The organism is Glutamicibacter ardleyensis (assembly GCF_014644555.1).
GTDB lineage: Bacteria > Actinomycetota > Actinomycetes > Actinomycetales > Micrococcaceae > Glutamicibacter > Glutamicibacter bergerei.
In genome coordinates, this window is record NZ_BMKX01000001.1 from 485,818 (window position 1) to 508,985 (window position 23,168).

At 58.6% G+C, this 23,168-nt stretch carries 23 protein-coding genes; 10 read left to right on the forward strand and 13 right to left on the reverse strand.

Features of this window, described 5'->3' with window-relative positions:
* Nucleotides 1-203: 203 nt before the first annotated feature.
* A complete protein-coding gene (locus IEX04_RS02230) occupies nucleotides 204-626 on the forward strand; it encodes an acyl-CoA thioesterase (RefSeq protein ID WP_188683352.1) in 423 nt (140 codons plus the stop codon).
* A 206-nt stretch (nucleotides 627-832) separates the two neighbouring features.
* A complete protein-coding gene (locus tag IEX04_RS02235; RefSeq protein ID WP_188683354.1) occupies nucleotides 833-1,255 on the forward strand; it encodes a VOC family protein in 423 nt (140 codons plus the stop codon).
* 29 nt (nucleotides 1,256-1,284) lie between these two features.
* On the opposite strand, the gene IEX04_RS02240 is transcribed toward IEX04_RS02235, so the two are convergent.
* A complete protein-coding gene (locus IEX04_RS02240; RefSeq protein WP_188683356.1) occupies nucleotides 1,285-2,121 on the reverse strand; it encodes an SGNH/GDSL hydrolase family protein in 837 nt (278 codons plus the stop codon).
* An 85-nt stretch (nucleotides 2,122-2,206) separates the two neighbouring features.
* A complete protein-coding gene (locus IEX04_RS02245; RefSeq protein ID WP_188683358.1) occupies nucleotides 2,207-3,331 on the reverse strand; it encodes a 3-isopropylmalate dehydrogenase in 1,125 nt (374 codons plus the stop codon).
* A 295-nt stretch (nucleotides 3,332-3,626) separates the two neighbouring features.
* Between IEX04_RS02245 and IEX04_RS02250 the strand changes: the two genes are divergently transcribed.
* From IEX04_RS02250 to IEX04_RS02260, 3 genes are read left to right on the forward strand one after another with little or no spacing between them, the layout of a single operon-like run.
* The gene (locus tag IEX04_RS02250) at nucleotides 3,627-5,078 is read left to right on the forward strand and encodes an aldehyde dehydrogenase family protein (protein ID WP_188683359.1); all 1,452 of its coding nucleotides are present in this window, start codon (nucleotides 3,627-3,629) and stop codon (nucleotides 5,076-5,078) included.
* Nucleotides 5,079-5,108: 30 nt separating this feature from the next.
* The gene (locus IEX04_RS02255; protein ID WP_188683361.1) at nucleotides 5,109-5,879 is read left to right on the forward strand and encodes an SDR family NAD(P)-dependent oxidoreductase; all 771 of its coding nucleotides are present in this window, start codon (nucleotides 5,109-5,111) and stop codon (nucleotides 5,877-5,879) included.
* Nucleotides 5,880-5,888: 9 nt separating this feature from the next.
* Nucleotides 5,889-6,659, forward strand: coding sequence for a FadR/GntR family transcriptional regulator (locus tag IEX04_RS02260; RefSeq protein ID WP_188683363.1), 771 nt, complete (start codon nucleotides 5,889-5,891; stop codon nucleotides 6,657-6,659).
* Here IEX04_RS02260 and IEX04_RS02265 read toward each other — a convergent pair.
* Genes IEX04_RS02265 through IEX04_RS02285 form a run of 5 tightly spaced genes read right to left on the reverse strand, consistent with a single transcriptional unit; the run spans nucleotide 6,656 to nucleotide 13,214 of the window.
* Entirely contained in the window at nucleotides 6,656-8,071 is a 1,416-nt protein-coding gene (locus IEX04_RS02265; RefSeq protein ID WP_188683365.1) for an amidase, read from the reverse strand. The genes IEX04_RS02260 and IEX04_RS02265 overlap by 4 nt on opposite strands.
* 29 nt (nucleotides 8,072-8,100) lie before the next feature.
* Nucleotides 8,101-9,861: a dipeptide ABC transporter ATP-binding protein gene (locus tag IEX04_RS02270; protein WP_188683367.1), complete on the reverse strand. Its 1,761-nt coding sequence runs from the start codon at nucleotides 9,859-9,861 to the stop codon at nucleotides 8,101-8,103.
* A 2-nt stretch (nucleotides 9,862-9,863) separates the two neighbouring features.
* Complete coding sequence (locus IEX04_RS02275) at nucleotides 9,864-10,715, reverse strand: ABC transporter permease (protein ID WP_188683369.1); 852 nt, start codon at nucleotides 10,713-10,715, stop codon at nucleotides 9,864-9,866.
* Entirely contained in the window at nucleotides 10,715-11,662 is a 948-nt protein-coding gene (locus tag IEX04_RS02280; RefSeq protein WP_188683371.1) for an ABC transporter permease, read from the reverse strand. The genes IEX04_RS02275 and IEX04_RS02280 overlap by 1 nt, the downstream gene beginning before the upstream one ends.
* Nucleotides 11,663-11,693: 31 nt before the next feature.
* Nucleotides 11,694-13,214 carry an ABC transporter substrate-binding protein gene (locus IEX04_RS02285; protein WP_188683373.1) on the reverse strand — a complete coding sequence of 507 codons (1,521 nt, stop codon included), beginning with the start codon at nucleotides 13,212-13,214 and terminating at the stop codon, nucleotides 11,694-11,696.
* A gap of 178 nt (nucleotides 13,215-13,392) precedes the next feature.
* Here IEX04_RS02285 and IEX04_RS02290 point away from each other — a divergent pair, with 178 nt between their 5' ends.
* Entirely contained in the window at nucleotides 13,393-14,172 is a 780-nt protein-coding gene (locus IEX04_RS02290) for a FadR/GntR family transcriptional regulator (protein WP_188683375.1), read from the forward strand.
* On the opposite strand, the gene IEX04_RS02295 is transcribed toward IEX04_RS02290, so the two are convergent.
* Nucleotides 14,169-14,777, reverse strand: a complete 609-nt coding sequence (locus IEX04_RS02295) for a GNAT family N-acetyltransferase (RefSeq protein WP_188683376.1) — start codon at nucleotides 14,775-14,777, stop codon at nucleotides 14,169-14,171. The genes IEX04_RS02290 and IEX04_RS02295 overlap by 4 nt on opposite strands.
* A gap of 122 nt (nucleotides 14,778-14,899) precedes the next feature.
* Here IEX04_RS02295 and IEX04_RS02300 point away from each other — a divergent pair, with 122 nt between their 5' ends.
* From IEX04_RS02300 to IEX04_RS02310, 3 genes are read left to right on the forward strand one after another with little or no spacing between them, the layout of a single operon-like run.
* Complete coding sequence (locus IEX04_RS02300; protein ID WP_188683378.1) at nucleotides 14,900-16,174, forward strand: sensor histidine kinase; 1,275 nt, start codon at nucleotides 14,900-14,902, stop codon at nucleotides 16,172-16,174.
* Nucleotides 16,162-16,851 (forward strand): response regulator transcription factor, encoded by a 690-nt coding sequence (locus IEX04_RS02305; protein ID WP_188683380.1) that lies wholly within the window; start codon nucleotides 16,162-16,164, stop codon nucleotides 16,849-16,851. The genes IEX04_RS02300 and IEX04_RS02305 overlap by 13 nt, the downstream gene beginning before the upstream one ends.
* On the forward strand, nucleotides 16,848-17,702 hold the full coding sequence (locus tag IEX04_RS02310; protein ID WP_188683382.1) for a DUF4097 family beta strand repeat-containing protein: 855 nt from the start codon (nucleotides 16,848-16,850) through the stop codon (nucleotides 17,700-17,702). Before IEX04_RS02305 ends, IEX04_RS02310 begins: the two co-directional genes overlap by 4 nt.
* A gap of 80 nt (nucleotides 17,703-17,782) precedes the next feature.
* Here the strand turns inward: IEX04_RS02310 and IEX04_RS02315 are convergent, their stop codons facing one another.
* The 3 genes from IEX04_RS02315 to IEX04_RS02325 all read right to left on the reverse strand — a co-directional run bounded on the left by IEX04_RS02315 (nucleotide 17,783) and on the right by IEX04_RS02325 (nucleotide 20,184).
* Entirely contained in the window at nucleotides 17,783-18,601 is an 819-nt protein-coding gene (locus IEX04_RS02315) for a PspA/IM30 family protein (protein WP_188683384.1), read from the reverse strand.
* Between the two features lie 128 nt (nucleotides 18,602-18,729).
* Nucleotides 18,730-19,377, reverse strand: coding sequence for a hypothetical protein (locus IEX04_RS02320; RefSeq protein WP_188683386.1), 648 nt, complete (start codon nucleotides 19,375-19,377; stop codon nucleotides 18,730-18,732).
* A 159-nt stretch (nucleotides 19,378-19,536) separates the two neighbouring features.
* Nucleotides 19,537-20,184 (reverse strand): alpha/beta hydrolase, encoded by a 648-nt coding sequence (locus IEX04_RS02325; RefSeq protein WP_308422391.1) that lies wholly within the window; start codon nucleotides 20,182-20,184, stop codon nucleotides 19,537-19,539.
* Here IEX04_RS02325 and IEX04_RS02330 point away from each other — a divergent pair.
* Nucleotides 20,154-20,366 (forward strand): hypothetical protein, encoded by a 213-nt coding sequence (locus IEX04_RS02330; protein ID WP_188683388.1) that lies wholly within the window; start codon nucleotides 20,154-20,156, stop codon nucleotides 20,364-20,366. The two genes, IEX04_RS02325 and IEX04_RS02330, sit on opposite strands and share 31 nt — an antisense overlap.
* 25 nt (nucleotides 20,367-20,391) lie before the next feature.
* Here the strand turns inward: IEX04_RS02330 and IEX04_RS02335 are convergent, their stop codons facing one another.
* Together IEX04_RS02335 and IEX04_RS02340 are read right to left on the reverse strand one after the other, a co-directional pair.
* Nucleotides 20,392-21,126 (reverse strand): AAA family ATPase, encoded by a 735-nt coding sequence (locus tag IEX04_RS02335; protein ID WP_188683390.1) that lies wholly within the window; start codon nucleotides 21,124-21,126, stop codon nucleotides 20,392-20,394.
* Between the two features lie 88 nt (nucleotides 21,127-21,214).
* Nucleotides 21,215-23,119, reverse strand: coding sequence for an FAD-dependent monooxygenase (locus IEX04_RS02340; protein WP_096255486.1), 1,905 nt, complete (start codon nucleotides 23,117-23,119; stop codon nucleotides 21,215-21,217).
* Nucleotides 23,120-23,168 lie beyond the last annotated feature (49 nt).

Consider the following 23,168-nt stretch of genomic DNA (forward strand, 5'->3'; position numbering starts at 1 on the left):
CCACTTTCTACTTATGTTTTTACGTTTTTCTCTGCGCTATCTTGAGACTATCAATAGCGCTCCTACTTGGCATCAAGTAGTGCATCATTACACAGTACGAGCGTCTTGCAGCGATCATTTCTTACCCAGAATAATTGTGTTCTCCCCGACATTGTGTAGAGCCTTACAGCGCAAAGAGGCCTAGTTAACCTAGCATTTTAGATATGGCTAAGGGAATCACTTTTCACACTCGCAAATGGGTTCGCCCCGAAGATCTCAACGCAAACGGCACGCTGTTCGGCGGAAGCCTGCTGCGTTGGATCGACGAAGAGGCGGCCATCTACTCGATCATCCAGCTTGGCAACAAGCATGTGGTCACCAAGTTCATGTCTGAAATCAACTTCATCGCCTCCGCTAAGGAAGGCGACCTGATTGAAATGGGCCTGACCGCCATCGACTTTGGTCGCACCTCGGTCACCCTGCGCGCCGAAGTTCGCAACATCTTCACCCAGGAATCGATCTTGACCATTGAGAAGATCGTATTCGTCAACATTGGTGAAGACGGCAAGCCGCAACCGCACGGTTATGACCACATCACCTACACACGTGATCGTATCCCGCTGGAAATCACCAAGGCACTGATCTAGTTTTCTCACCGATACCCTCAGCCAGCATTGAGTTGACGGTGCTGTGCCCCAGTCTGCGTTGTGCGGGCTGGGGCATTCGCGTTTTCAGGTCCAGCGTAACCGCCAATATTTTGGTGTGAAAACCTCTTGTCGACGGGACCGTGTTGGGGCAGAGTTTGTCGCGGGCGCAGTTCGCGCCCTGCCCCACCAGTTACCGAGGTATGAGCATGAGCAAGATGATCTTTGTAAACCTACCGACCGCTGATCTGGCCAAGTCCGACGCCTTCTACTCCTCTATGGGTTACGAGAAGAACACCACCTTCTCGGACGAGAATGCAACCTCTTGGATCGTTGCCGAAAACATCTTGATCATGGTGCTCCGCGAAGAGTTCTTTGCCAGTTTCCTGGTGGATGGAGATGTTCCCGCGCTGGGTTCAAAGCACAGGGAGGCCCTAAATGCACTGTCCGCGGAGACTCGGGACGGGGTCGATGATTTTGCCGCACGCGCAGTTGCTGGTGGCGGCAGCATCTACCGGCCGGCCGACGAACCATTTCCCGGCATGTATCAGGTGGCCGTCAAAGACCCCGACGGGCACGTCTGGGAAATCGCGTGGATGAGCCCCGAAGCGATGGAAAATCCCACAGCTTAGCCCAGCTTTCCTCTCCTCCGCCGCTGGCCTCAGGGTGCCGGCGGCGCGGTGAGGTTCGCAATTTTATGTCGGCTTCGTTTGCGGTGCAGTTTTTTCATGCCCTGAGCAGGATAAATGGGCTGCGGCCACCTCGGCGCCAACTCATCTCCCAGGGTGACCCCGCGCAGCCGGCGTCCAAACATCGGAAGCACCCATTGGCGTAGCCATTCCACGTCTCGGCGGGTGGCTTGAATGAAACCTATTCGCCGGGCGTCGGCGAAGGGTTCAAAGACCAGCTGATGGTTTGCGCCTAAGAGTTCCAGAATCCGAATGGCCATATAACGATGTCCCGCACGGTTCATGTGCAGCTTGTCGACATCCCACATGCGCCGATCCGCGTAAACATCCCACTGCCAGTAGTCCACCAGCGTCACGGTGTCGCCATATTGCGCGGCTAGTTCGCGCACGCAGTCATTAAACTTCCAGTTGCGCCGCTTGAAGGGTGCAAGCATCGGATGCACGGGAATATCAAAACCGGTGAACAGCAGGATTTGCGCCCCCGAAGTGGCGAGCCTTTCCACTGCGGCGCGATAGTCGGCGAGCACCTTGTCCAGGTCCTTGCGGAATTCGAGAATATCGTTGCCACCGGCGTAGAAGCTGATCACATCCGGGTTCATCGCCAACGCTGGTTCAATCTGTTCTTCGATAATCAGATCCAACCGTCGGCTGCGAATACCCAGATTGGCATAACGCCATTGCGGATCTTCCTTCGAAAGTTGCTTAGCCACTCGGTCCGCCCAGCCGCGCACCCCGTTGGGTAACCGTGGCTCCCAATCCCCCACACCCTCGGTGAAGGAATCTCCGATTGCCACAAAAAGCCGACTCATGACTGGTTACGCTACGCGTTGCTGGTGGCTGGTGAGTTGCGCTCAGGCAAACGCACGGACACCGCTAGGTGACAGCTTCGAGGCCTTAGCGCACGGCAGCTAAACTCTCCATCACCGAGTAGCCTTCAATTTTGCGCAAGTTCGTAGTCACCAGCTCGGCCACCGCGTCGGCAATTTGCCCGGTGCTCATAGTCATGTCCGGTCCGGCGAGTGCGGGGAGCTTTTGTAGCACCCCGACGGCGGCGGCTTCGATAGCCAACGCTGCCTGCTCTTCACCCAAATGTGCCAGCAGCATCGCGGCCGAAAGGATCGCGCCGACCGGGTTGGCCCACCCCTTGCCGGCAATGTCCGGAGCGGAACCATGGATGGCCTCGAACATGCTCGGTGCCGAACCATCCAGATTGAGGTTGGCGCTGGCAGCAACTCCCAGCCCACCTTGAATGACCGCTCCTAGATCGGTGATGATGTCGCCGAAGAGGTTGTCGGTGACCACCACGTCGAATCGTTCCGGCGATACCGGTAGGTGGAAGCACATCGCGTCCACGTGCACGTAGTCCAGCTGCACCTGCGGGTACCGGGCCCCTACTTGGTCAACGACTTCTTGCCAGAGTTTGCCGGCCTCGACGAGGATGTTTTTCTTGTGACAGAGGGTGAGTTTTTTACGTCGGCTGGCGGCGAGTTTAAAAGCGTATTCCACGACTCGGGTGATGCCTTGGCGGGTGTTCACCGATTCTTGGATCGCGACGGTGTTGGGGGTGTTCGCGTGGATGGTGGAGCCTTGCCCAACGTAGGCGCCCTCGGTATTTTCGCGCACAATCACCAGGTCACAGCGTTCTGGGGTGAGTCCGGCGATGGGTGTATCCACCCCCGGATAGAGTTTCACCGGGCGTAAGTTGACCGCCTGCTCGAAGGCTTGGCGCATGGCGAGGATGAATCCGCGTTCTAAGATTCCAGGTTCTACTGCTGGATCCCCCATGGCGCCGAAAAGTATTGCGTCGTGGGAACGCAGCTGCCCGGCAAGTTGTTCGTTCCACAGTTCGCCGGTGCGCAGATAGTGTTGGGCGCCGGCCTCGTAGCCGGTAAGTTCCAAAGAAAAGCCGAAAGTACGCTGGGCTACGGTCAGTACCTTCAGTGCACCGTCGATGACTTCGGGGCCGATACCGTCGCCGGGAATAACGGCGATGCTATAAGTTCTTGTGGCGCTTTCCATTCATCTTCTCCATTGTGAACTAGTCGTGCATCGAAGTAGCCGGAAACCAGCGACTGCCCCACACTTGTTGGTCGCAGCATTTCTTCGGCATCTGAACCGACAGGCTAATTCCCTGCCGACAGGTGAGCAACACTTTTCCCGTTGGACCAGAACTTGTCAATGAAGTCATGAGTTTTGCCTACTTGGAGAGTCTTTTAGGGAAAATACATTGACTGTGCGCCAGATCACTGGTTAGCTGTGGACAGCTACTGGTCAGACCAGTAGAACTTTCGCTTACCTCGACTCGAAAGCAGGAATGGTGCCAATTCACGTCAAGAGTTACCCGGACGGTTTGCCCATTGGTGAGCTTTGGGTGCCCTGCGAGCACAGTGATCCGATCGTTTTCCCCTACGATTCCTCGGTGATCGCCCACGCGCCGGTAGGTACGGTTCAGCACGCGGCTCAGGCGTTGGATGCTGCGCAAGAGGTCCGCCAGTCCACGGCCCGGCTCAGTACCGGAACCCGCCGGTCTATCCTCATGGCGGTCCACGACAAACTCGCCGCGGTGCGCGAAGAGCTCGAAAACCTGCTGGTGTTAGAAACCGGCAAACCGCTGGTCGACTGTCGCGTGGAGGTCGCGCGCACGCTCACCACCTGGGCGGCGTCCGCCGAGGAGGTGGCGCACATCCACGGCGAAACGGTTCCGCTGGATTTGCAGCCCTCAGGTGAGGGCATGATCGGGTATTGGACGCGCAAACCCGCAGGAATTGTCGTCGGCATTGCCGGGTTTAATTATCCGTTGCTTCTGGCTAGCCATAAGTTGGCGCCGGCCCTCGCCGCCGGTTGCCCAATTATCTTGAAACCCGCACCCAATACCCCCTTGACGACATTGTGGGCCGTGCACCTGATTCGTCAGGTGCTTACCGTGCATGAGGTCAGTGCTGCGACGGTGCAGCTGGTAACCGGTGGGATCGAAGTAGGGGAGACCCTCGTCGCCGACCCACGTGCGGCGGTAGTTTCCTTCACCGGTTCCGCGGCGGTAGGGCACCAGATCGCGAAGAACGCCGCACCGCGCAAGGCGGTGCTGGAGCTCGGCTCAAATACCGGTTTCATCGTGGCCGACGATGCGCGAATCGAAGACGCGGTAGACGCGGTCATTCGCGGCGGGTTTTACGCCAACGGGCAGGCCTGCATCTCGGTGCAGCGCGTCATCGTGGAGGCTAAGGTTGCCGACGAATTCCAGCGACAGCTGCTGGCACGAATGGACGAAGTCATCGTTGGCGATCCGCGTTCCCCGGACACCCGGGTGGCGCCGCTGATTAATGCGGCCTCCACCGAACGCATAATGACCTGGATTAAGGAGGCGGTGGACTGCGGTGCACAGATTCTGCAGGGCGGCAGGTTGCAGGGGGCCAGTATCCTGCCCACGGTGATCAGCCAGGTACCTACCGAGGCGAACCTGTGGTGCGAGGAGATCTTTGGACCGGTGATTTGTTTGCACCGCGTCCCAGACCTGGACACCGCGTTTGAGCTGGTTAACGACTCGCGTTACGGATTGCAGGCGGCGATTTACAGTACCAATTTGAAGACCGCCTTCCGTGCCATCGAAGAACTCGACGTGGGCGGGGTGGTGGTCAACGAAATTCCCGGATTCCGCTCCGACATCATGCCTTACGGCGGGGTCAAGGATTCCGGGATCGGACGCGAAGGACCACGTTTTGCCATGGAAGAATTCACCGTCACCCGGATGGCCATCATCCGGCCCTAGCGGCACCGTATTGAAAGTAGGCAAGCACCCATGGATTACACACAACTTTTTAAATTCGACGGCCGCCGCGTCTTAGTTATTGGCGCCGGCAGCGGCATCGGACGCGAGGCCGCCCTGGCGCTGGCCGCGCATGGAGCCCACGTCATCTGCGCGGATCGCAACGTCTTTGCCGCCCAGGCCACCGCGGACTTGTTGGCCGGCGACTCGAGCGTGATCGAATTGGATGTGCTGGACTTTGAGGCGGTGCAAGCTACCGCCGGCGAGTTTAAGGACATCGCCGCGCTGGTATTCACCGCGGCGATGAATGTGCGCAAGCGGATCGTGGATTACACAATGGACGAATTTGATCAGGTGGTGAACCTGAATCTGAAGGCTTCCTTCGCACTGATTCAGGCTTTTGCCCCGCGTCTGGCAGAAAATGGTGGCGGTTCCATCATCGGGATTGCCTCGATTCGGGCGTCGGTGGTGGAGCCGGGACAGAGCGTTTATGCCGCGACCAAGGCTGCGCTGGTCCAGTTGGCGCGCACCGCGGCGGCCGAGTTTGGCCCGCAGGGCGTGCGCGTGAACGTGATTGCCCCAGGCGTGGTGGAAACCCCGCTCACCTCTCAAATCAGCGCAAACAAAGAATGGTACAACGCCTATGCGTCCAAGAGCGCGTTGGGCCGTTGGGCCAAACCGGAGGAAATGGCCGGGGCCATCGTGTACCTCGCCTCGCAGGCTTCGAGCTTTGTCACCGGCTCGGTGTTGACCGTTGATGGTGGTTGGACCGCCATCGACGGCCGCTACAACCCACCGGAATAAGGTGGCACCGTGTCACAATCATCCCCGGCGCCGGTGAAACCGCGCGCCTTCGAAACGATCGTAAGACACGTTGAGGCGCGGGTGCTCACCGGCGAGCTGAAAATCGGTGATCGGCTGCCCGGCGAACGCGAGCTGGTGACGCAATTCGGGGTGGGTCGTTCCTCGGTGCGCGAAGCCATGCGCGTACTTGAAAGCAACGGCATGATCGCCTCACGCCCGGGTGACCCGCGTGGTGCGGTGGTGCTCTCCCCCACCGCGGCGCCACTGCGCAGGCTTATCACCCGGCTGACCCATAGCTCGGCGTCCAGCCTGGTAGATCTGCTGATCTACCGGATGACTTTGGAGTCTTCGGCAAATTCCTTGGCGGCCACACGGCGCAGTGAGGCGGACCTGCTCCGACTGGACGAGGCGTTGGAACGCATGCGTGTGGCAAGGCTGCAAGGCCAAGCGGCCTTCAGCCAGGCTGACCTGGATTTCCATGATGTGGTTGCGCAGGCCAGCGGACATGCGCTGTTGCAGCTCTCCGCCGAGGCGGTGCGCCAGTCCATTGAACAACTGATCTCCGCGCGCATCGAGGAAAGTGGCGACGATGACGAGCTAATGCAGCGCACTATCGAACACCACCAGGAAGTGTTAACCGCGATCCGGGATCGAGACGCTCATTTGGCCGAGCATTTGGCGCGCAGCAGCCTTTTTGAGTACTACGGCCATCTGGTGCCCGTCCAGCAGCGCGAAGCTCTTGCGGCCTTAGCCTCCTTTGGCAGCCCGCCAGCCGGTTAGTCCAGCGTGTTCCACTGCGGACAGGCACCGACCGGACGGTGACTTTCATACCAGCGGGCGGCGCGCAGTACCGCGGCGTCCGATCCTACCGGGCCGGAAAGTTGCACACCGATCGGTTTACCATCACTGGTGAATCCGCAGTTCACCGTGGCCGCCGGCTGGCCGGACATGTTGTAGGGGACGGTGAAGGCAATGTGGCTCATGGTCGCCAGCGGGTCCACCACCGGCATCGGTTGTTCGGCGGGGAAGGCCGCCATCGGTGAGACCGGGGAGATGACCAGATCAAAGTCTGCCGTCGCCGCGATAGTTGCCTGCTGCATCTGGTCGATGGCGCCAAAGTTCCTAATGGTGTCAGCCCCATCAAAGGTGGAGCCTACGGTGCACCAGCGCACAATATAGTCCAAGACCTTGGCTTGGTTTTCTGCAGAAAGTTCCCGATAGTCCGCCCAGGACCGGGTGCGCCAGAACCTATCGAGCCGGTCGAGCATATCTTGGGTGATAAATGGGTCTAAGGTTTGCACGTTTGCCCCGGCATCGGCAAAGAGCGCGGCAACGTTCTGCACCGCGGCCAGTATTTCCGGTTCCACCGCGGATCCGGCGTTGGCATCGGTGTGTAGCGCGACATTCAGCCCGGACACCGAAGATACGGTGCTCTCCCAGTCTTGAGCCGGGTAGGGACGGGCGGTGTAATCGCGCATATCAGGTTGGCCGAGGATGGACATGAATAAGGCGATATCATCCACGCTGCGCCCCATGGGACCGGCGGCCCGGCCTAGGTATGGAGCATCCAAAGGGATGAGCCCTGCGCTCGGTTTGAGCGTGGCGAGCCCCTGCCAGCCACCGGGCAGTCGAATGGAACCGCCAATATCCGTTCCCACATGAAGTGGCCCGTACCCGGCCGCCGCGGCAGAACCGACGCCGGCACTGGAACCACCGGTAGTCCATGCCGGGTTCCAAGCGCTACGTGAAATGCCGTGCAGGCTCGAAACTCCGGAGGACAGCATGCCCCAGTCCGGCATGGTGGTGGAGCCAAGGATCACTGCCCCGGCTTCGAGAATCCGGTTGGTGATCGGCGCATTCTGCGCGGGCACCTTCGGGTTGGGTAGGGCGGTGCCCGAGGGCATCGGAATCCCCGCGCGGGCCACGTTTTCCTTCACCGTGGCGGGCACCCCGTCCAGTACCCCACGCGCACTGCCGGTGGCCCAACGTTTCTCGCTCAGTCGCGCCTGCTCCAGAATGTCTTGCGGGTCAAAGCGATACATCGCGTTGAGTACCGGTTCGCGCTCTTGAATTCGTTCAATGACCGCTTCGGCGACGTCTACCGGGGAAAGGTCCTTGGCCGCATACGCAGCACCGAGCTCGCGAGCGCTCAGTTGGTGCAGGGCCGTGCTGCGTTCGGAAAGCTGAGACATGGTGGACCTTTCACGGTAAACAATGATTTTTAGCGCAAAGACAATTCGTTACGCAACGACATCGAGGAGTTGACCAAGGTGCGGGTGTAGTCATGCTGCGGGTTGTCGTAGATTTGCTCGGTACTCCCGCTTTCCACAATTTGTCCGTTGTTCATGACGACCACGTTGTCGCACAGATGACGCACCACACCCAAATCATGGGAGACAAAAACCAGGGTCAGCTGATAGTCATCAACCAGATCCGAGAGTAGATTCAGCACCTGAGCACGGACCGACACATCCAAGGCACTGACCGGTTCGTCGGCCACCAACACCCGAGGTTCACAGATCAACGCGCGAGCAATGGAGATGCGCTGGCGTTGCCCGCCGGAGAACTGGTGAGGGAAACGTTCGGCCGCATCGCGCGGCAGGCCGACGGCGCCCAACATTTCCGCCACCAGTTTGCGCTGTTTCGCGCTGTCCACCTTTTGTCCCGGGGCGAGCAATGGTTCGGCGATGATGTCACGGACCCGCATGCGCGGATCAAGGGAACCCATCGGGTCTTGGAAGACGATCTGCAGCTGCTGGCGCAGCTGGATCAGATCGCGTTCTTTGGCACCGCTGATCTGGTTGCCGGCGACCTTCACGCTGCCCGAGGTCGGCTGGTCAAGGCCTGCCAGAATGCGCAGCAAGGTGGATTTGCCAGACCCGGACTCGCCCACCACGCCAAAGCGCTGCCCGGCGGCCACCTCAAAAGACACTCCACGCAGCGCGTGGACTTCGGAGGGTTTTCCAAAGAGCGTGGAGCGGGCTACCGGGTAGCGCCGATGCAGGTCTTCCACGCTGATCACCGGCTCGTCCCCGGCAGGCAACGGGAGCACAGGTCTTCCCGCCGTGGCTTCTGCGGACACGGCAGCCAGTTGAGCCAAGTCTTCGGGCTCCGGCTCGTTTTCCGTCGGCGGCACATAGGCGGCGGCCGAGGCGACGGTGAAAAGCCGGCCCTTTTCATCGGTGGCATTCAGATCCGAGGCAGCGAGCAGTCCCCTGGTGTAGGGGTGCTGCGGGTTGGTGAAAACTTCTACGGTGCTACCTTCTTCCACCACTTGGCCGTTGTTCATCACCAGTACCCGGTCGCAGACGTTGGCCACAACCGACAGGTCATGGGTGATGAACAGCAGCCCGGTACCCAGCTCGGTCACCGATTCCAAGATCAAATCCAGCACCTGGCGTTGCACGGTGACATCCAGCGCGGTGGTCGGCTCGTCGCACAATAGCAGGCCCGGTTTATTCGCCAGCGCCATAGCCAGCATCGCTCGTTGGCGTTGGCCCCCGGAGAGCTGATGCGGGTAGGCGCGTGCGGCCCGCTGCGGGTCTGGAAGCTTGACCGATTCGAGCATTTCCACGGCTTTGGACCGGGCGGCGGACTTCGACGGGACGCTTTTGTGGCTGGTCATGATTTCTGCGACCTGCGGACCGACCTTCATCAATGGGTTCAGTGCCGTGAGCGGTTCCTGGAAGACCATGGTCATATCTTTTCCACGGATTTTCTGCCATTGCTTGTCGCTGGCGTCCACCAGGTTGCCCGCATGCCCGGCAAGGTGAATGGATCCCGTGGCGCTTACGCCTTCGGGCAGCAAGCCCATCAGCGCCGAGGCGGTCATCGACTTCCCCGAGCCTGACTCTCCGATCAGCCCCACCCGATCCCCGGGCTGCATGCGCAGATTGAAGTTGCTGACCAGGCTGCGCGTTTTGGTGCTGATGCTCAGGTTTTTGACCTCAATCAGGGCCGGCGCGTTGTGCGGTGCATCCATGCTCAGCGTTCTCCGTTCAGTTTTGGATCAAAGCGGTCGCGCAAACCATCGCCCAGCAGCGTGAAGCCAAGCACCGCAATGGCGATGGCAGAGCCCGGCCACACGGCAAGCATCGGATAGGTGCCAAGGAACTGCTGGGATTCTTGAAGCATGCGTCCCCAGGACGGTACCGGCGGCGGGGTACCCAATCCAAGGAAAGACAGCGCCGCTTCGGCCAGTACCGCGATGGCGAACGAAACCGAACACTGGACCACCACCATGCCGATGATATTCGGCATCACGTGGCGCCGGGCGATACGCCAGGAACTCTGGCTGGATGCCCTGGCCGCCATGATGTACTCGGTGCTCATCACCTGCAAGGTTCCGCTGCGTGCCACGCGGGCGAAACCGGGGATGGAGCCAATGCCGATGGCGAGCATCGCGGTCAGGGTGCTTGCCCCGAAGACCGCACCGAACATGATGGCCACCAGCAGGGCTGGAAAAGCCAGCAGAATATCGGCGCCGCGCATGGTGACTTCTTCGGTGATGCCCCGGCGCATTCCGGCCAGAATTCCCAGCGGTGTGCCAATCAGCAGGGCGATGCCCACCGCTACCAGCCCCACCAGCAAGGTAATCCGTGCGCCATACAGGATTCCGGAGAACACATCGCGCCCGTACCGGTCGGTGCCCATCAGGTGCGCGGCGCTGGAACCCTGCAGCCGGTCGGCGGGGAATGCCTGCACCGGGTTGTACGGAGTCCAGATGAAGGAGAGAAGCGCGGCAAGGACTACGGCGGCCACCAGGATCGCCCCGACGATGAGCGTGGGTGAGGCTTTGCGGCGGTTTTTTGCCGACAGAACCTGTTCTTCAGCCATTACGCACCCTTTCGAATTCGTGGATCCAGCACGGTGTAGAGCACATCCACCATCAGGTTGATGATCAACGTGATGGCCACCAAGACCATCACCACGGACTGCACGGTGAGCAGATCGCGGTTGCCTACCGCGTCCAGCAGCATCGACCCCAGCCCGGGGATCACGAAGACCCGCTCAATGACCACCGCACCGATGATCAGCGCCGCAAGCTGCACGCTGGTGACGGTCAAAACCGGGATCGAAGCGTTACGCAAACCGTGCTTGATCAGCGATTCAAGTTTTCCCAGACCCTTGGACCTGGCGGTTCGCAGGTAGTCTTCGCTCATTACTTCCATCACCGCGGAACGAACATACCGGGTGAGAATTGCTCCCTGCACCGAAGCCAGGGCAAGCACCGGAAGAATGACACGGGAAGCAAAATCAGCGAAGTCTTCTCCCGGCGGGGTCCACCCATTGGCTGGCAGCCAGCCCAGTCCCACGGCGAAAACCACTACCAGCAGGATTCCGGCCAGGAAGTTCGGGATGGCGACACCGATTTGGCTGATCCCGCTGACAACAATCCCACTGGGGTTCCGGTGCTTGACCGCCGCGTAGGTGCCAAAGGGAATGGCGATCGCCAGAGCAACAATCATGGCCAAGATGACCAGAATCAGGCTGACCTGAACCCTGTCGATGATGAGCGGACTGATGTCCTGCCTGGTGATGTAGGAGGTGCCGAAGTCACCGAAGGGCAGTCCCAGCGCCCAGTCGAAGTACTGCACCAGCAGCGGGCGGTCAGTTCCGAATTCGGCGCGGGTTTTTGCCAGCAGTTCCGGGGTGGCGTTCACGCCCAACGCAATCTGTGCCGGGTCGCCCGGAATAGCGCGCATGAACAAGAACACCGCCACCGTAGCAATCACATAGGTGACAACAAATCTTACGAGGTTGATCAGTAAACGGATACCCAAAAGATTTCTCCCGGTCAGCTAGCTAGTTCGACTACTTCCAACCAAGGTTTGTCAGGTCCAGCGCCTCGGTGACCGAGTTCGCCGGGATACCGGTGACATTCGCATCGGCAACAACAATGTTCGGGAAGATGAACAGCGTATCGGCGGCTGCGTCGTCAACGATGGTCCGTACGACCTTCTTCATCCCCTCCACATAGCCTGCTTCATCTGCGGCGTCCGCACTCGCGGCGAGGTCTTTGATCTTTGAATTGTCATAACCCAGGTAGTAGTCCGGGTTGTTGAACATGGAAAGCACATCGCGGCTTTCCACTGCCAGCACCACCGACATCTGGTAATCATGCTTGGTGAAGACCTCATCAAGCCAGACGGCTGGGAATTCGGAGGATTCAATCTTTGCGTTGATTCCAACCTCTGCCAGCTGCGAAACAACAATTTCCGAGACGGCCGTGGCATAAGGGCGGGTCGGCACGGTGAAAGTGATGTTCAGGTTTTCCGCTCCGGCATCCTTGAGCAAGGATTTCGCCTTGGCAGGATCATACGGGTACACGTCGTTGAGGTCTTCATAGTATGGGTCCGTGGTCGGCACCGGACCGCCGACCTTCGTGCCGTAGCCATTCCATGCGGTGTCGATGACCGCCTGCCGGTCAATCGCGTACATCACTGCCTGGCGTACGCGTTTGTCATCAAACGGCGCCTTCTTGTTGTTCATCGACAAGATGATTTCACCGTTGGAGGTGCCGTCCAATACCTGGTATTTGGGATCTGATTCAAAGCTGGAGAGCAGTTCCGGGGATTGCATGTTGTACACGACGTCAACGTCGCCGGACTGCAACGCGTTGGTGGTGGCAACCGCATCGGCAAAGTAGCGCAGTGTCGCGGTCTGAATCGCAGGCTTTTCACCCCAGTAATCATCGCGGGTGGCAAATTCTATGGATTGGCCGCGGTTCCACGCATCGATGGCGTACGGACCGGTGCCGATGGCCTTGTTGGCGAGGTCATCCACACCGCTGGGATCAAAGATCGCACCGACCAAGGTTCCCATGTCGAAGAGCCAGGCGTTGCTCGGCTTCTTCAGCGTGATGGCAACTTCGGTGTCGGAATTGACCTTGACGGAGTCGACGACATCCATCTTCTTTTTCAGGCTTGAGATCCACGCATCGGACTTCACCCGTTCGATGCTGAACTTCACGTCATCGGCGGTGAACGCTTCGCCATTGGAGAAGGTTGCCCCCTCGCGGAGCTTGAACGTGTAGGTCTTGTTTCCGTTGCTCAGTTCCCATGATTCGGCCAGCAGCGGCTGGATTTCACCGTCTTGGTCGATTTCCACGAGGCCCTCATAAACGTTGGACATCAGCGCCTGGGGTATGGCTGCGCCCGCGGTGGTGGTGAAATCCAGGTTGACCGGCTCTCCGGTGAGCGCGAGCGTCACTCCGGTTTTTGATGCAGTACCGTCGGCGCTTCCGCCTCCAGAACCCGCTGAACAGGCGGTGAGGGCCAGTGATCCAGCCATAACTACCGCAGCCAGGCGGACGTGATTCTTTTTCGCGCTCATGAGATCTCCATCGGGTCATCAACCATGCCAGTGATGTGATCCATACAACACCATATATGCTGATATTTCTACTAGGTTCTCTGGTCTTACCAGTGATCGTAATATTAGTGCCCAAGGCAGAGGGGGCGCGAACCGCGCTATCTTTGTCCCAACGCACCCTCGTTCAAAGGATGGCCCCATGAGCAAGCTGACCTTCACCCCGGCCGTACCAACGCTGACCTATGAGCGCGTGGTGCAGCAAATCGAAGAGGCAATTCTCTCCAAGGAAATCGAGCCCGGCCAGCATCTGCCCAGCGAGCGGGAATTGATGGTGCAGTTTTCCGTCAGCCGGTCCACGGTGCGGGAGGCATTGCGTGTTTTGCAAAGCCAAGGGCTCATTGCCTCGCGGCCAGGAAGCCGCAGCGGTCCGGTGGTCCTGCCGATTTCCTCGGATATTCTGGAGCGTTCCTTCGCCAATATGGCGCGGGTCGCTTCCCTGTCCTTAGCCGAGCTGGTGCAGTTTCGGATCGTGTTGGAAAGCTCGGCCTGCCAGCTGGCCGCGGTGATGCACAATCAGGCGCAGCTGGCCACGATGCGTGATGCCATCGAACGGATGGAGCTCAAAACAACTAGCGGCTCGGAGGCCTTCAACCGGGCCGACCTGGATTTCCATGCAGCGGTGTGGGAAGCGAGCCACAACGGGATTCTGCGGATCTGCGGCGAAGCGGTCTCCGGGGCCATCTTGAACGTGATGGACGAGCAAATGAGCCATTCGGAGAACGAATCGCGCGAAATGAAGAAGGTTGTCGCGCTGGACCGGGCAATCTTTGACGCCATTGCCCGCGGAGATTCTGCGGCCGCTGGCAAAGCCGCTAAAACGGCCATCTCTTCCTACTTCAATGCAGCTTTGGATGCCGAGGCGCTGCGCGGCGTTCAGGCCCTGATCGGCGAGGCAAATGGCGCAGAAACGCGGTCCTAGAGATCTTTGCGCATCACCAGGCGCGGCATTCTGCTGGCTACCGCATCAGTGACGCCAATGACCTTGAATCCCACCGACTCGAACATCTTGCGCGTGCCCACAAAAGCCATGGTCAGATCCATGCGTCCTTCGGGGTCCACCGGGTAGGCTTCGACAGCCGGAGCTCCTAGCGCTTTGGCATAGCCCAAAGCTCCTTCGAGCATGTGGGTGTTTACGCCTTGCCGACGGAAACCGCTTCGCACCACCACGCAGATGATGCTCCATACCGCGACGCCATCCACCGGTCGAATCAGCTTTGAACGCTCCAGCAACGGAATCTGAGAGCGCGGGCTGATGCTGCACCAGCCCACCGGCACTCCGTCCTTATAGGCCAGCACACCAGGCGCAATGGGCTCGGCGCTCAAGGCGCGCATTGCGTCCACGCGGTGTCCCGCACCTAGCGTCTGGATCTCCTTGGCGCCTAAACGATGAGATAAACACCAACAGTGCTTTTCGCGTCCCGTGGGATTCACTACCGCTGCGAAATCCTCAAATCGCTGCTCAACCACCGGCAAAACTTCCCATCGTGCATCTTCCGCAACAGGCCCCTGAATGATAGATTCCATGGCACTATCTTGCGCTTCCTCCACCGGCAGCGATAGTCCCGACAGAATCTTCGGGTTTTCCCTACCTTTCTTCTCCGGCTCACTTGGTGTTGCCGGAAGACGGCTCAGAATACTGTTGAACTATGACTTCGACACCAAAGCTTGCCCCGGACGAAAAATCCGTCCGGCCACCGTTGCGGATCGTCCCGACGATTCTTCACTTAGCAGTACTGGGTACCATCGGCACCGCGATCAGCTGGTTCCTGCTCGGATGGCTCGCTGCCGGTGCCGCCCTGATTTTCCTCCTGGGTTTCGGCCTCCTTTTGCTCATCGGTTTGCTCTACGCAATGTTTGGGCTCTCCTGGTTTGAGATCCAGCGTGTTTCAAGCCTCTACGATTTGAACGTTGCTGCCCTTTCGTGGCGTCCACGGCGCCGCGGAGGATTCGGCGAATACATGCGGTCGCTGGCGCGGAATCTGGCCAGCGGACGCATGTGGGCGGCCTTGGGAAGCTTTGTGCTCTCCTGCATCTTCGGTTCGCTGATGCTCGGCGCACTGCAGTGGACCGTACATACCGCGATCGTCGGTTTCGCTCCGCTGAGCGAAACCGAAACGGTGATTGGCCCCTTCAATCTGATCGTGCCATCCACCCAGGCCCCGTGGTTGTTCCTCTTCTCCATCGCTGGAGTTGCTGCAGTTATTGGCTTGGCCTTCCTGCACCGGGCTGTCACCTGCGCCATCATCGGTGCGATTGCCCGCGAATCCGAAATGACCGAACGGGTACGCAGCAGTTCGGTGCAGCGTGAAGGTGCGGTGCGTGCCGCCGAGGTGGAACGTACCCGCATCGAACGCGACCTTCACGACGGGGTCCAGCCTCGCTTGGTTTCGGTGGGCATGACTCTGGGTCTGGCACACCAGCAAATCGATACAGATCCGGCGCAGGCCAAAGAGCTGATCGCTGAGGCCCATGCCTCGACCAAATCGGCCATTACCGAACTGCGCCAGCTCACCCGCGGCATCTACGCCTCGGTGCTCGATGACCGCGGCCTGGATGCGGCGCTGTCCGCGGTGGCAGGCCGCAGCCACATCCCGGTGCAGCTTGATGTGCAATTGACCGGGCGCTACCCCCGGGACACCGAATCTGCGGTGTACTTCACCATCGCGGAAGCGTTGACTAACGCAACCAAGCATTCACGTGCCGCGACCTGCCGGGTGACCGTGCGCGAGCGAGAAGATGCCGGCAAGCGCTGGCTCTGGGCACGTATTGAAGACAATGGCGTGGGCGGGGCACGGGTTCTGCCCGGCGGCGGGCTGGACGGAATCACCAACCGGGTGCTGGCTGCCGGCGGCACGCTGCGCCTGGATAGCCCGCAAGGCGGTCCAACCGCGGTGGAGGTGAATGTGCCATGCGCGTCCTGATCTGTGAAGATTCGGTGCTCCTGCGTGAAGGATTGGTCAGGTTGCTCGCCCACTCGGGACATGAAGTGGTTGCAGACCTGCCGGACACCAGCGGGTTGATGGACTTCTTGGCCCAGGCCGATGAGGATGCCTTCCCGCAGATCGCAATCCTCGATGTGCGGCTCCCGCCGACCTACACCGACGAGGGAATCCGTGCCGCGCTGGAGGTCCGCAGGAACTATCCGCAGCTGCCGCTGCTGGTGCTCTCCCAGTATGTGGAGGAGCGCTACGCCTCGGAACTGATCTCCATGCAATCGGGCAGCTTGGGCTATTTGCTCAAGGACCGCGTTGCAGACGTCACCGAATTCATTGCCTCGCTGGAGCAGATAGCCAGCGGCGGCACGGTACTTGACCAAGAGGTGGTGGCACAGCTGTTGACCAGACGCAACCATGATGACCGCATGCAGCGGCTAACCGACAGAGAACGCAATGTGCTCACGGCACTGGCCGAAGGCAAATCCAACCAGGCCATTGCGGCCCTGCTCTTCCTCTCCGAGGCCAGCGTTGAAAAGTACATTACCTCTATCTTCCAGAAGCTTGGACTAGAGGCAGATGGGACAGGAAACCGGCGTGTGCTCGCCGCCCTGGCCCATATCGAAACTCTGGGCACGCCTCGCACCGACAGGACAAAACAATGAACACCCCGACCATGAATGCGCCGGTAGCGCCACAGACTCCGCAACCTGCCGGTTCAAAGAAATCCATGACCATCGTGATAGCAATCCTCGGAGGGCTGATCATCCTCGGCGTCATCGCAACCTCCGCATGGCGGGCCTCAAACAGCCTGTCCACCAGCAATACCTCGCAAGCCCTGAGCACCGAGGGCATCAACGAGCTAGACGTTGAGGTGGATGCGGGAAAGTTCAATATTCTCTTCGCCGATGTCCCCACCGCTACGTTGGATGTGCAAAGCGCGCGGGGCGGAGAGTGGAAGCTTCGCCGCGACGGGAATGCGCTGGTGGTCCGATCCCCTAATAACTGGGGCGACTGGTGCTTTACCGGTTGCGATTGGGAAGAAAACGAGGTCATCTTGACCCTGCCGAAATCCCTGGGTAACGGTGAGCTGGATGCCAATTTGCAGATGTCCGCCGGAGAGTTTTCCGTCGACGGCAACTTCAATGACCTTGTCATGGAGATGAGCGGCGGCACATTGGAGGCCGCAGGTTCGGCCAAGGCCCTGTTGGTGGAATTGGGAGCCGGCAAGACAGTGATCAACATGGACAACGTACAAAGCGCAGTCTTTGATGTCTCCGCCGGACGAATCGATACTGCGCTGACGGGTACGGCACCGAAGAATATCCAGGCTAATGTCAGCGCCGGAATGCTGCAGCTTACCTTGCCCAAGGCCAGCTACAACGTCACCGAGGATATTTCCGCTGGCACCCTGAATAACGGATTGCTTGTCGACTCGTCCTCGCCGCATAAGATCCAAGTTGAGGTCTCCGCGGGTAACGTGAACCTGCGTCCAAGCGCCGAGTCAAGCAAGTAATATACTCGTTCTGTCGCAAACCCGGCCTCGGTCTGAAGTGGATTTCCGCTTCAGACCGAGGCCGGTTTTTGCTTGATGACTTAAGCTTGGTTCTTCTTCATCGCGGCCAGCCGGGCCTCGATTTCGGAGACCTGCGGAGCTTCGGCTTCAATTGCCGACGCAGCGGGGGCTTCATCCAGAACGTTCTGGCTGCCCTTCATCGCTGCCAGTCGCGCTTCAATCTCGGTTTCTTCACCCAGATCCTCCAGGGCGGCGAACTGCGAGTCGAGCGAGGAAGCGGCAAGCTCGGAAGCGCCACGAACCTTAGCCTCATCCTGGCGGATCTTGTCTTCGAAACGACTGATCTCGCTGGTTGGATCATTCATATCCAAGGCCTTGAGAGTTTCCATCATCTGGCCCTGAGTCTTGGCATTGCGCGCACGGGCAACAAGCTCATCACGCTTGGCCACCAATTCAATGCGCTTCTTACCCATGGTGTTCAGGCCATCTTTAAGCTTTGCGACAACTTCGCGTTGCGAGGTTATGCTCGGAGCCAGGTTCTTAACCTTGGTCTCCGCCGCCATCTGACGCTGGATTGCCACGGTCGCCAGCTGGTTGAACTTCTGCGCGTTGGCAGCATCCCCGGCAGCCGAGAATTCTTCGGCTTTGTTCGAAGCGGCAAGGGCTTTAGCGCCCCACGACTTCACTTCATCCAGAGCTTTCGCCTGGTCGTCTTCTGCCATACGCAGGTTACCGATGGTCTGCGCTACCGCCGACTCAGCCTGGGCAATGTTGTTGGTGTAATCGCGAACCTGCTGGTCCAGCATCTTCTGTGGATCTTCGAGTGCATCCAGCGCCGCGTTGGCGTTGGCTTTGCCGATCCCGAAAATACGGGCCCAAATTGAGCGTTTCTTGGCCATGGTGCGTCCCTTCGTTAACCGCAACTTTAACTCTATGCGACACAGTACTGAGCGTTAAACTGGGTTTCTTCGTTCGCAACGCATTAGCTACGTTGTCTTGTCACATGGCCAGCCATTAATATCGACTGCTACTCGTGGGTTTCCCACTTATATAACCGTCCGTTCTCTGGCAGTCGCGGAACATTTTCTGAAGACTTGTATAAGACTTTCACTGACAGGTCGGTGTCGATGTTTTCAGCTAGCGATAGCAGCCGTTCCTTGTCGAACTTTTTTCTCTTCGGATGATTGTCTAGAACACAAAGATAAGCGAATGGTTGTTTAGATTCGCCATATTCTTCACGGCGCGCGTGAAGCAACATACGCAATTTATCGATGTCGCGTTTAACTTCAGGAAAGTCGAGTCCGTTCGTTTGCGATGCGGCAACTTTAAGTTCAGAAATTACATCCAGATGGTTCAGGAGCCCGAGACCCGTACCATCTACCGCTTTAGCTAATCTATTAGCGTAGTGCGGCATCATAATTCCAGGCTCACGCGTTACTACCGCGTCCAAACGTATCTCTGATTTGCCACCGAATGTCATCGTATGTTCGTTTTCAGGGAGATTTCGAATATGTACTACTGGTTCACGAGCTACTCGGTCAATTCCAAATTGTGAGATCAAATAATGGGCAAACCACGCTTGATAAGAAGCCTCAGGAGCCAAGTAGGAACCGCAGGTCATGGCGAAAACCTCCCACGCCGCCTCAAATTTCTGTTGCACGAGCTCTTTAGACATACGTGCATCATATTGGTCGATGCTGAATGCGTACAGGTTTTCATCCCGTGGTAGGAGCTCACACGTATTCGCAGCAGCCGCAGACAATACTTGGCAGGAAGAAGGAATTACGAGTTGAGCTCCAGAGACTTTTACTACCTCTGGAGCTCATAACCTCTACTACTCGGAAAGGAACTTGCCAGCGGTCTCGAAGACGCGGGCAAATTCGTCAATCCATGCGAAGTTCACCACAAAGCCGTGGTTCGCTCCGTCAAAACGTTCAAGCTGAGCGTCTACGCCGGCCTTCGCCAGGCGCTCCGCATATAGCTCCCCTTCGTCACGCAACGGATCATGTTCTGCGGTGATCACCAGAGTCTTTGGAAGTCCGGAGAAATCCTCACGTTTGATAGGTGAGACCCGAGGATCTGCTGGATCTGCACCGTTCTCAAGGTAGAAGGAGTTATGCGGCTTGAACATCCACGTCTCCAAACCATAACCGGTGGCGTTCTCACGCAGCGAGGCATAGCGCGACTCGTCAAAGTCGAGATCCAAAGAAGGGTAGAAGAGCAGCTGGTGACTGATCTTGTCGAAACCTTCATCCTTGGCCATGGCGCAAATTGCCGCGGTGAAGGTGCCGCCGGAGCTGTCACCGGCCACCGCGAGGTTCTTTCCATCCCACTGCAGTGTTAAAACTGCGTGATGAGGTTGCGCCCGCCCGGCTCTTCCTCTGACACCGCTACCGCAATAGCGAAGGAATTCCCTACGAAGTAGAACTGGATGCCCTTCTGGCACAACAGGTGCTGAACGAAAGCCTTGAAATTGAATCACGCATCTCGCAGGCTTTTGATGATCGTCCAGCTACTACCGCGCAGCTCGAGGACTCCCCTTACGCACCGTTCGACACCGTCGCCCACGCAATGGACTATCAGGGCGACCCGACGCTGGAACCGTCCCCGTTCTTCACATCAATGGAAGCTTATCGACGGCGCGCTCACGCTGCGAAGGCCTGACTCAAAACACTTCTGGCCAAGGTTCCTAGTTCACTAAGTGGCGCAGGAACCTGCCCGGAGCGTCCAGGAACAACCGCCAGTTACGGACCATTTCCAAATCGTCATAGGTCGAAGAACGCAGTCCCCACTCCCCGACCTCATAAATGTCAGCTCCCGGCAGCGAAGCCAGGATCGGCGAGTGCGTGGAGAGCACTACTTGGGACCCCGTAGCCAGCAAGTCTGAGATATGCGAGAGCAGCGTGAGACTGCCTTCAAAAGACAGCGCCGATTCGGCTTCGTCAAAGACCCAGAGTCCGTTAACCGCAGAACGCGAGGTGAAGAATTCAATGAATGATTCACCGTGGCTCTGCAGATTGTGCAGTCCGCGTTTCTTGTGGTCCTCGCGATCCAGATCTTCCAAGTATGCGAAGTGCCCATGCATCGTTTCGGCGCGCAGGAACACACCGGCGCCTGATGCTCCAGCGCCACGCACTAGTTGCAGGTGCTCCCCCAGCGCGGAATCATTGGCATATCTTTGGTGGCGGGAATTTTGTGTGCCACCTTCCACATTGAGCCCGAAGGCTTCGGCAATTGCCTCGACCAGCGTTGATTTTCCTGCACCATTTTGACCGACCAAGATTGTCAGCTGCGAGAGGTCTAGTCCGTCATCGAGGATCTGGCGTACCGCCGGGATCGTAGCGGGCCACAAGTTTCGATCCGCCGGTGATTCAAGATCCTCTTGTACCCTGCGCACCGGAAGCATTTGGAAGGGCTGGTTCATAGCTTCGAGGCTACCAAGGGCTAGGTACAACAAAGCCTCCGAGGCCAGCTGCGAAATTACGCTTGGCCTCGGCGGCTTCGATTCGGTCTTACTTACCGGCTTCCAGCGCAGTCATATTCCCGGCAAAAAAGTCTGCGATTTCTTGATGTGCGGACAACGGGAAGATCCCTGCAACGTACTGATCCGGACGGACCACCACGATAGCGCCGTCCTTGCTGATCTCACGTTCACGGAAGATGTCGCGACCATGCCCGGCAGCAAAGACCTGGTTGATGTCATGCAGGCCGAAAGGCACCTTCACCGGCTGGAAAACCTTGGGAACATCGTGCAGCTCAACCTCGGTGTAGTCCTGCTGGTAGATGGCCTTCAGATCAAAGACCGCATCCTCATCCACTCCGCCGGGCGTATAAAGATTGCGCGGTGAGGCAGCATCTTGGCTCCACCAAGCAGCGAACTGTGCCATCGCAGTGCCTTCCAATGCTGGTGCCGCTTCATCGGCGAAAGCGTAGACGCGCCAGCGGCCATCTGCTTCATGGAAATGACCTAGGTGACGCCAACGGTTATCTGCACGGCGAATCACCTCAGCAGATTTGAAGCGCTTACCCACCGGGAAGCCCGGGGCCAAGTCCTGGTGTTCCAGCCCTGTAGTGATCGCCGATTCGGTGTACTGAGTCATGAATCCGGCAGGGAATTCCATGGTGCTCACGTAGTAGCGTTCCAACTCGTCTGGGTCTTCCCATTCCTCGACAGACTTGGCCATCAGCGAGGACCATTCCTTATCAAAGTTGATCAGGTTCTGCGCGATCACCTTGCGCTCCTCGGCGTAGGTGTTCAGCAGTGCTTCCGGGGCGCGTCCTTCAAGCACGGCAGCAAGTTTCCAGCCGAGGTTAAAACCGTCCTGGATGGACACGTTCATGCCCTGACCGGCCTTCGCGGAGTGGGTATGGCAGGCATCGCCCATGATGAATGCGTGCGGTGTCCGGGTGCCACGCTCTTCATCGGACACGTCGTCGAAGCCGTCGGTGATGCGGTGGGCAACCTCGTAAACGGAGAACCAGGCTACGGACTTCACGTCAAAGCTGTAAGGGTGCACAATCCGGTTCGCGGTGGCAATGATGTCTTCTACCGGAGTATTGCGAATCGCTCCGGCGTCCTCAGCGGTCAGCTCGCCAAGGTCCACGTACACGCGCACCAGGTAACCACCCTCGCGTGGAATCAACAGGATGTTGCCTGCATCGTGGGATTGGATTGAGCACTTCACCTGAATATCAGGGAAGTCGGTGTTCAGCATGATGTCCATGACGCCCCACGCGTGCAGGGAGGCATCGCCGTGTAGCTTGTGACCCAATGAGCGTCGTACCGCGCTGCGGGCGCCATCACCACCGACAAGATACTTTGCTTTGACCTTGCGTTCTTGCCCGGAAAGTTCACCGGCCACATATTTGATGCGCGCGGTGACCGGGAATTCGGCTGTCGGATCGATTTCACAGTCCAAGTACTCCACACCGTAGTCCGGGGTGATCTTGCCCGGTGCACGTTCGGCGTCGCGTAAGAAGTAGTCCAGGATTCGGGCCTGGTTTACGTAGATGTGCGGGAATTCGCTCATGCCGGTGGAGTCATCAGCAGCCCGTGAGTGGCGGATGATGTTTGCGGGGTTCTGCGGATCTGGGGTCCAGAAGCACATCTCGACGTTGCGGTAGGACTCTTCGATAACTTCGTTGGCGAAGCCGAAGGCCTGGAACGTTTCTACCGAGCGGGCTTGGATTCCGTCGGCCTGGCCTACCTGCAACCGGCCCGGGCGCATCTCAATGGCGCGGGCATTAACACTGGGAAAGCGGGAGAGTTGGGCTGCGACTACCGCGGCAGCTGGGCCGGTTCCAACGATCAGCACATCCATCTCATCAGGGATTTCTTCCGAGCGGTCGATGCCGTACCCGGCAGCTGGTTTCACGCGTGGATCGCCGGAAACATAACCTTTGTGATGGATCTGCATTTTTACTCCTTAGGAATGCCACAGACTTCATTGTCTCTATAGTTGCGAC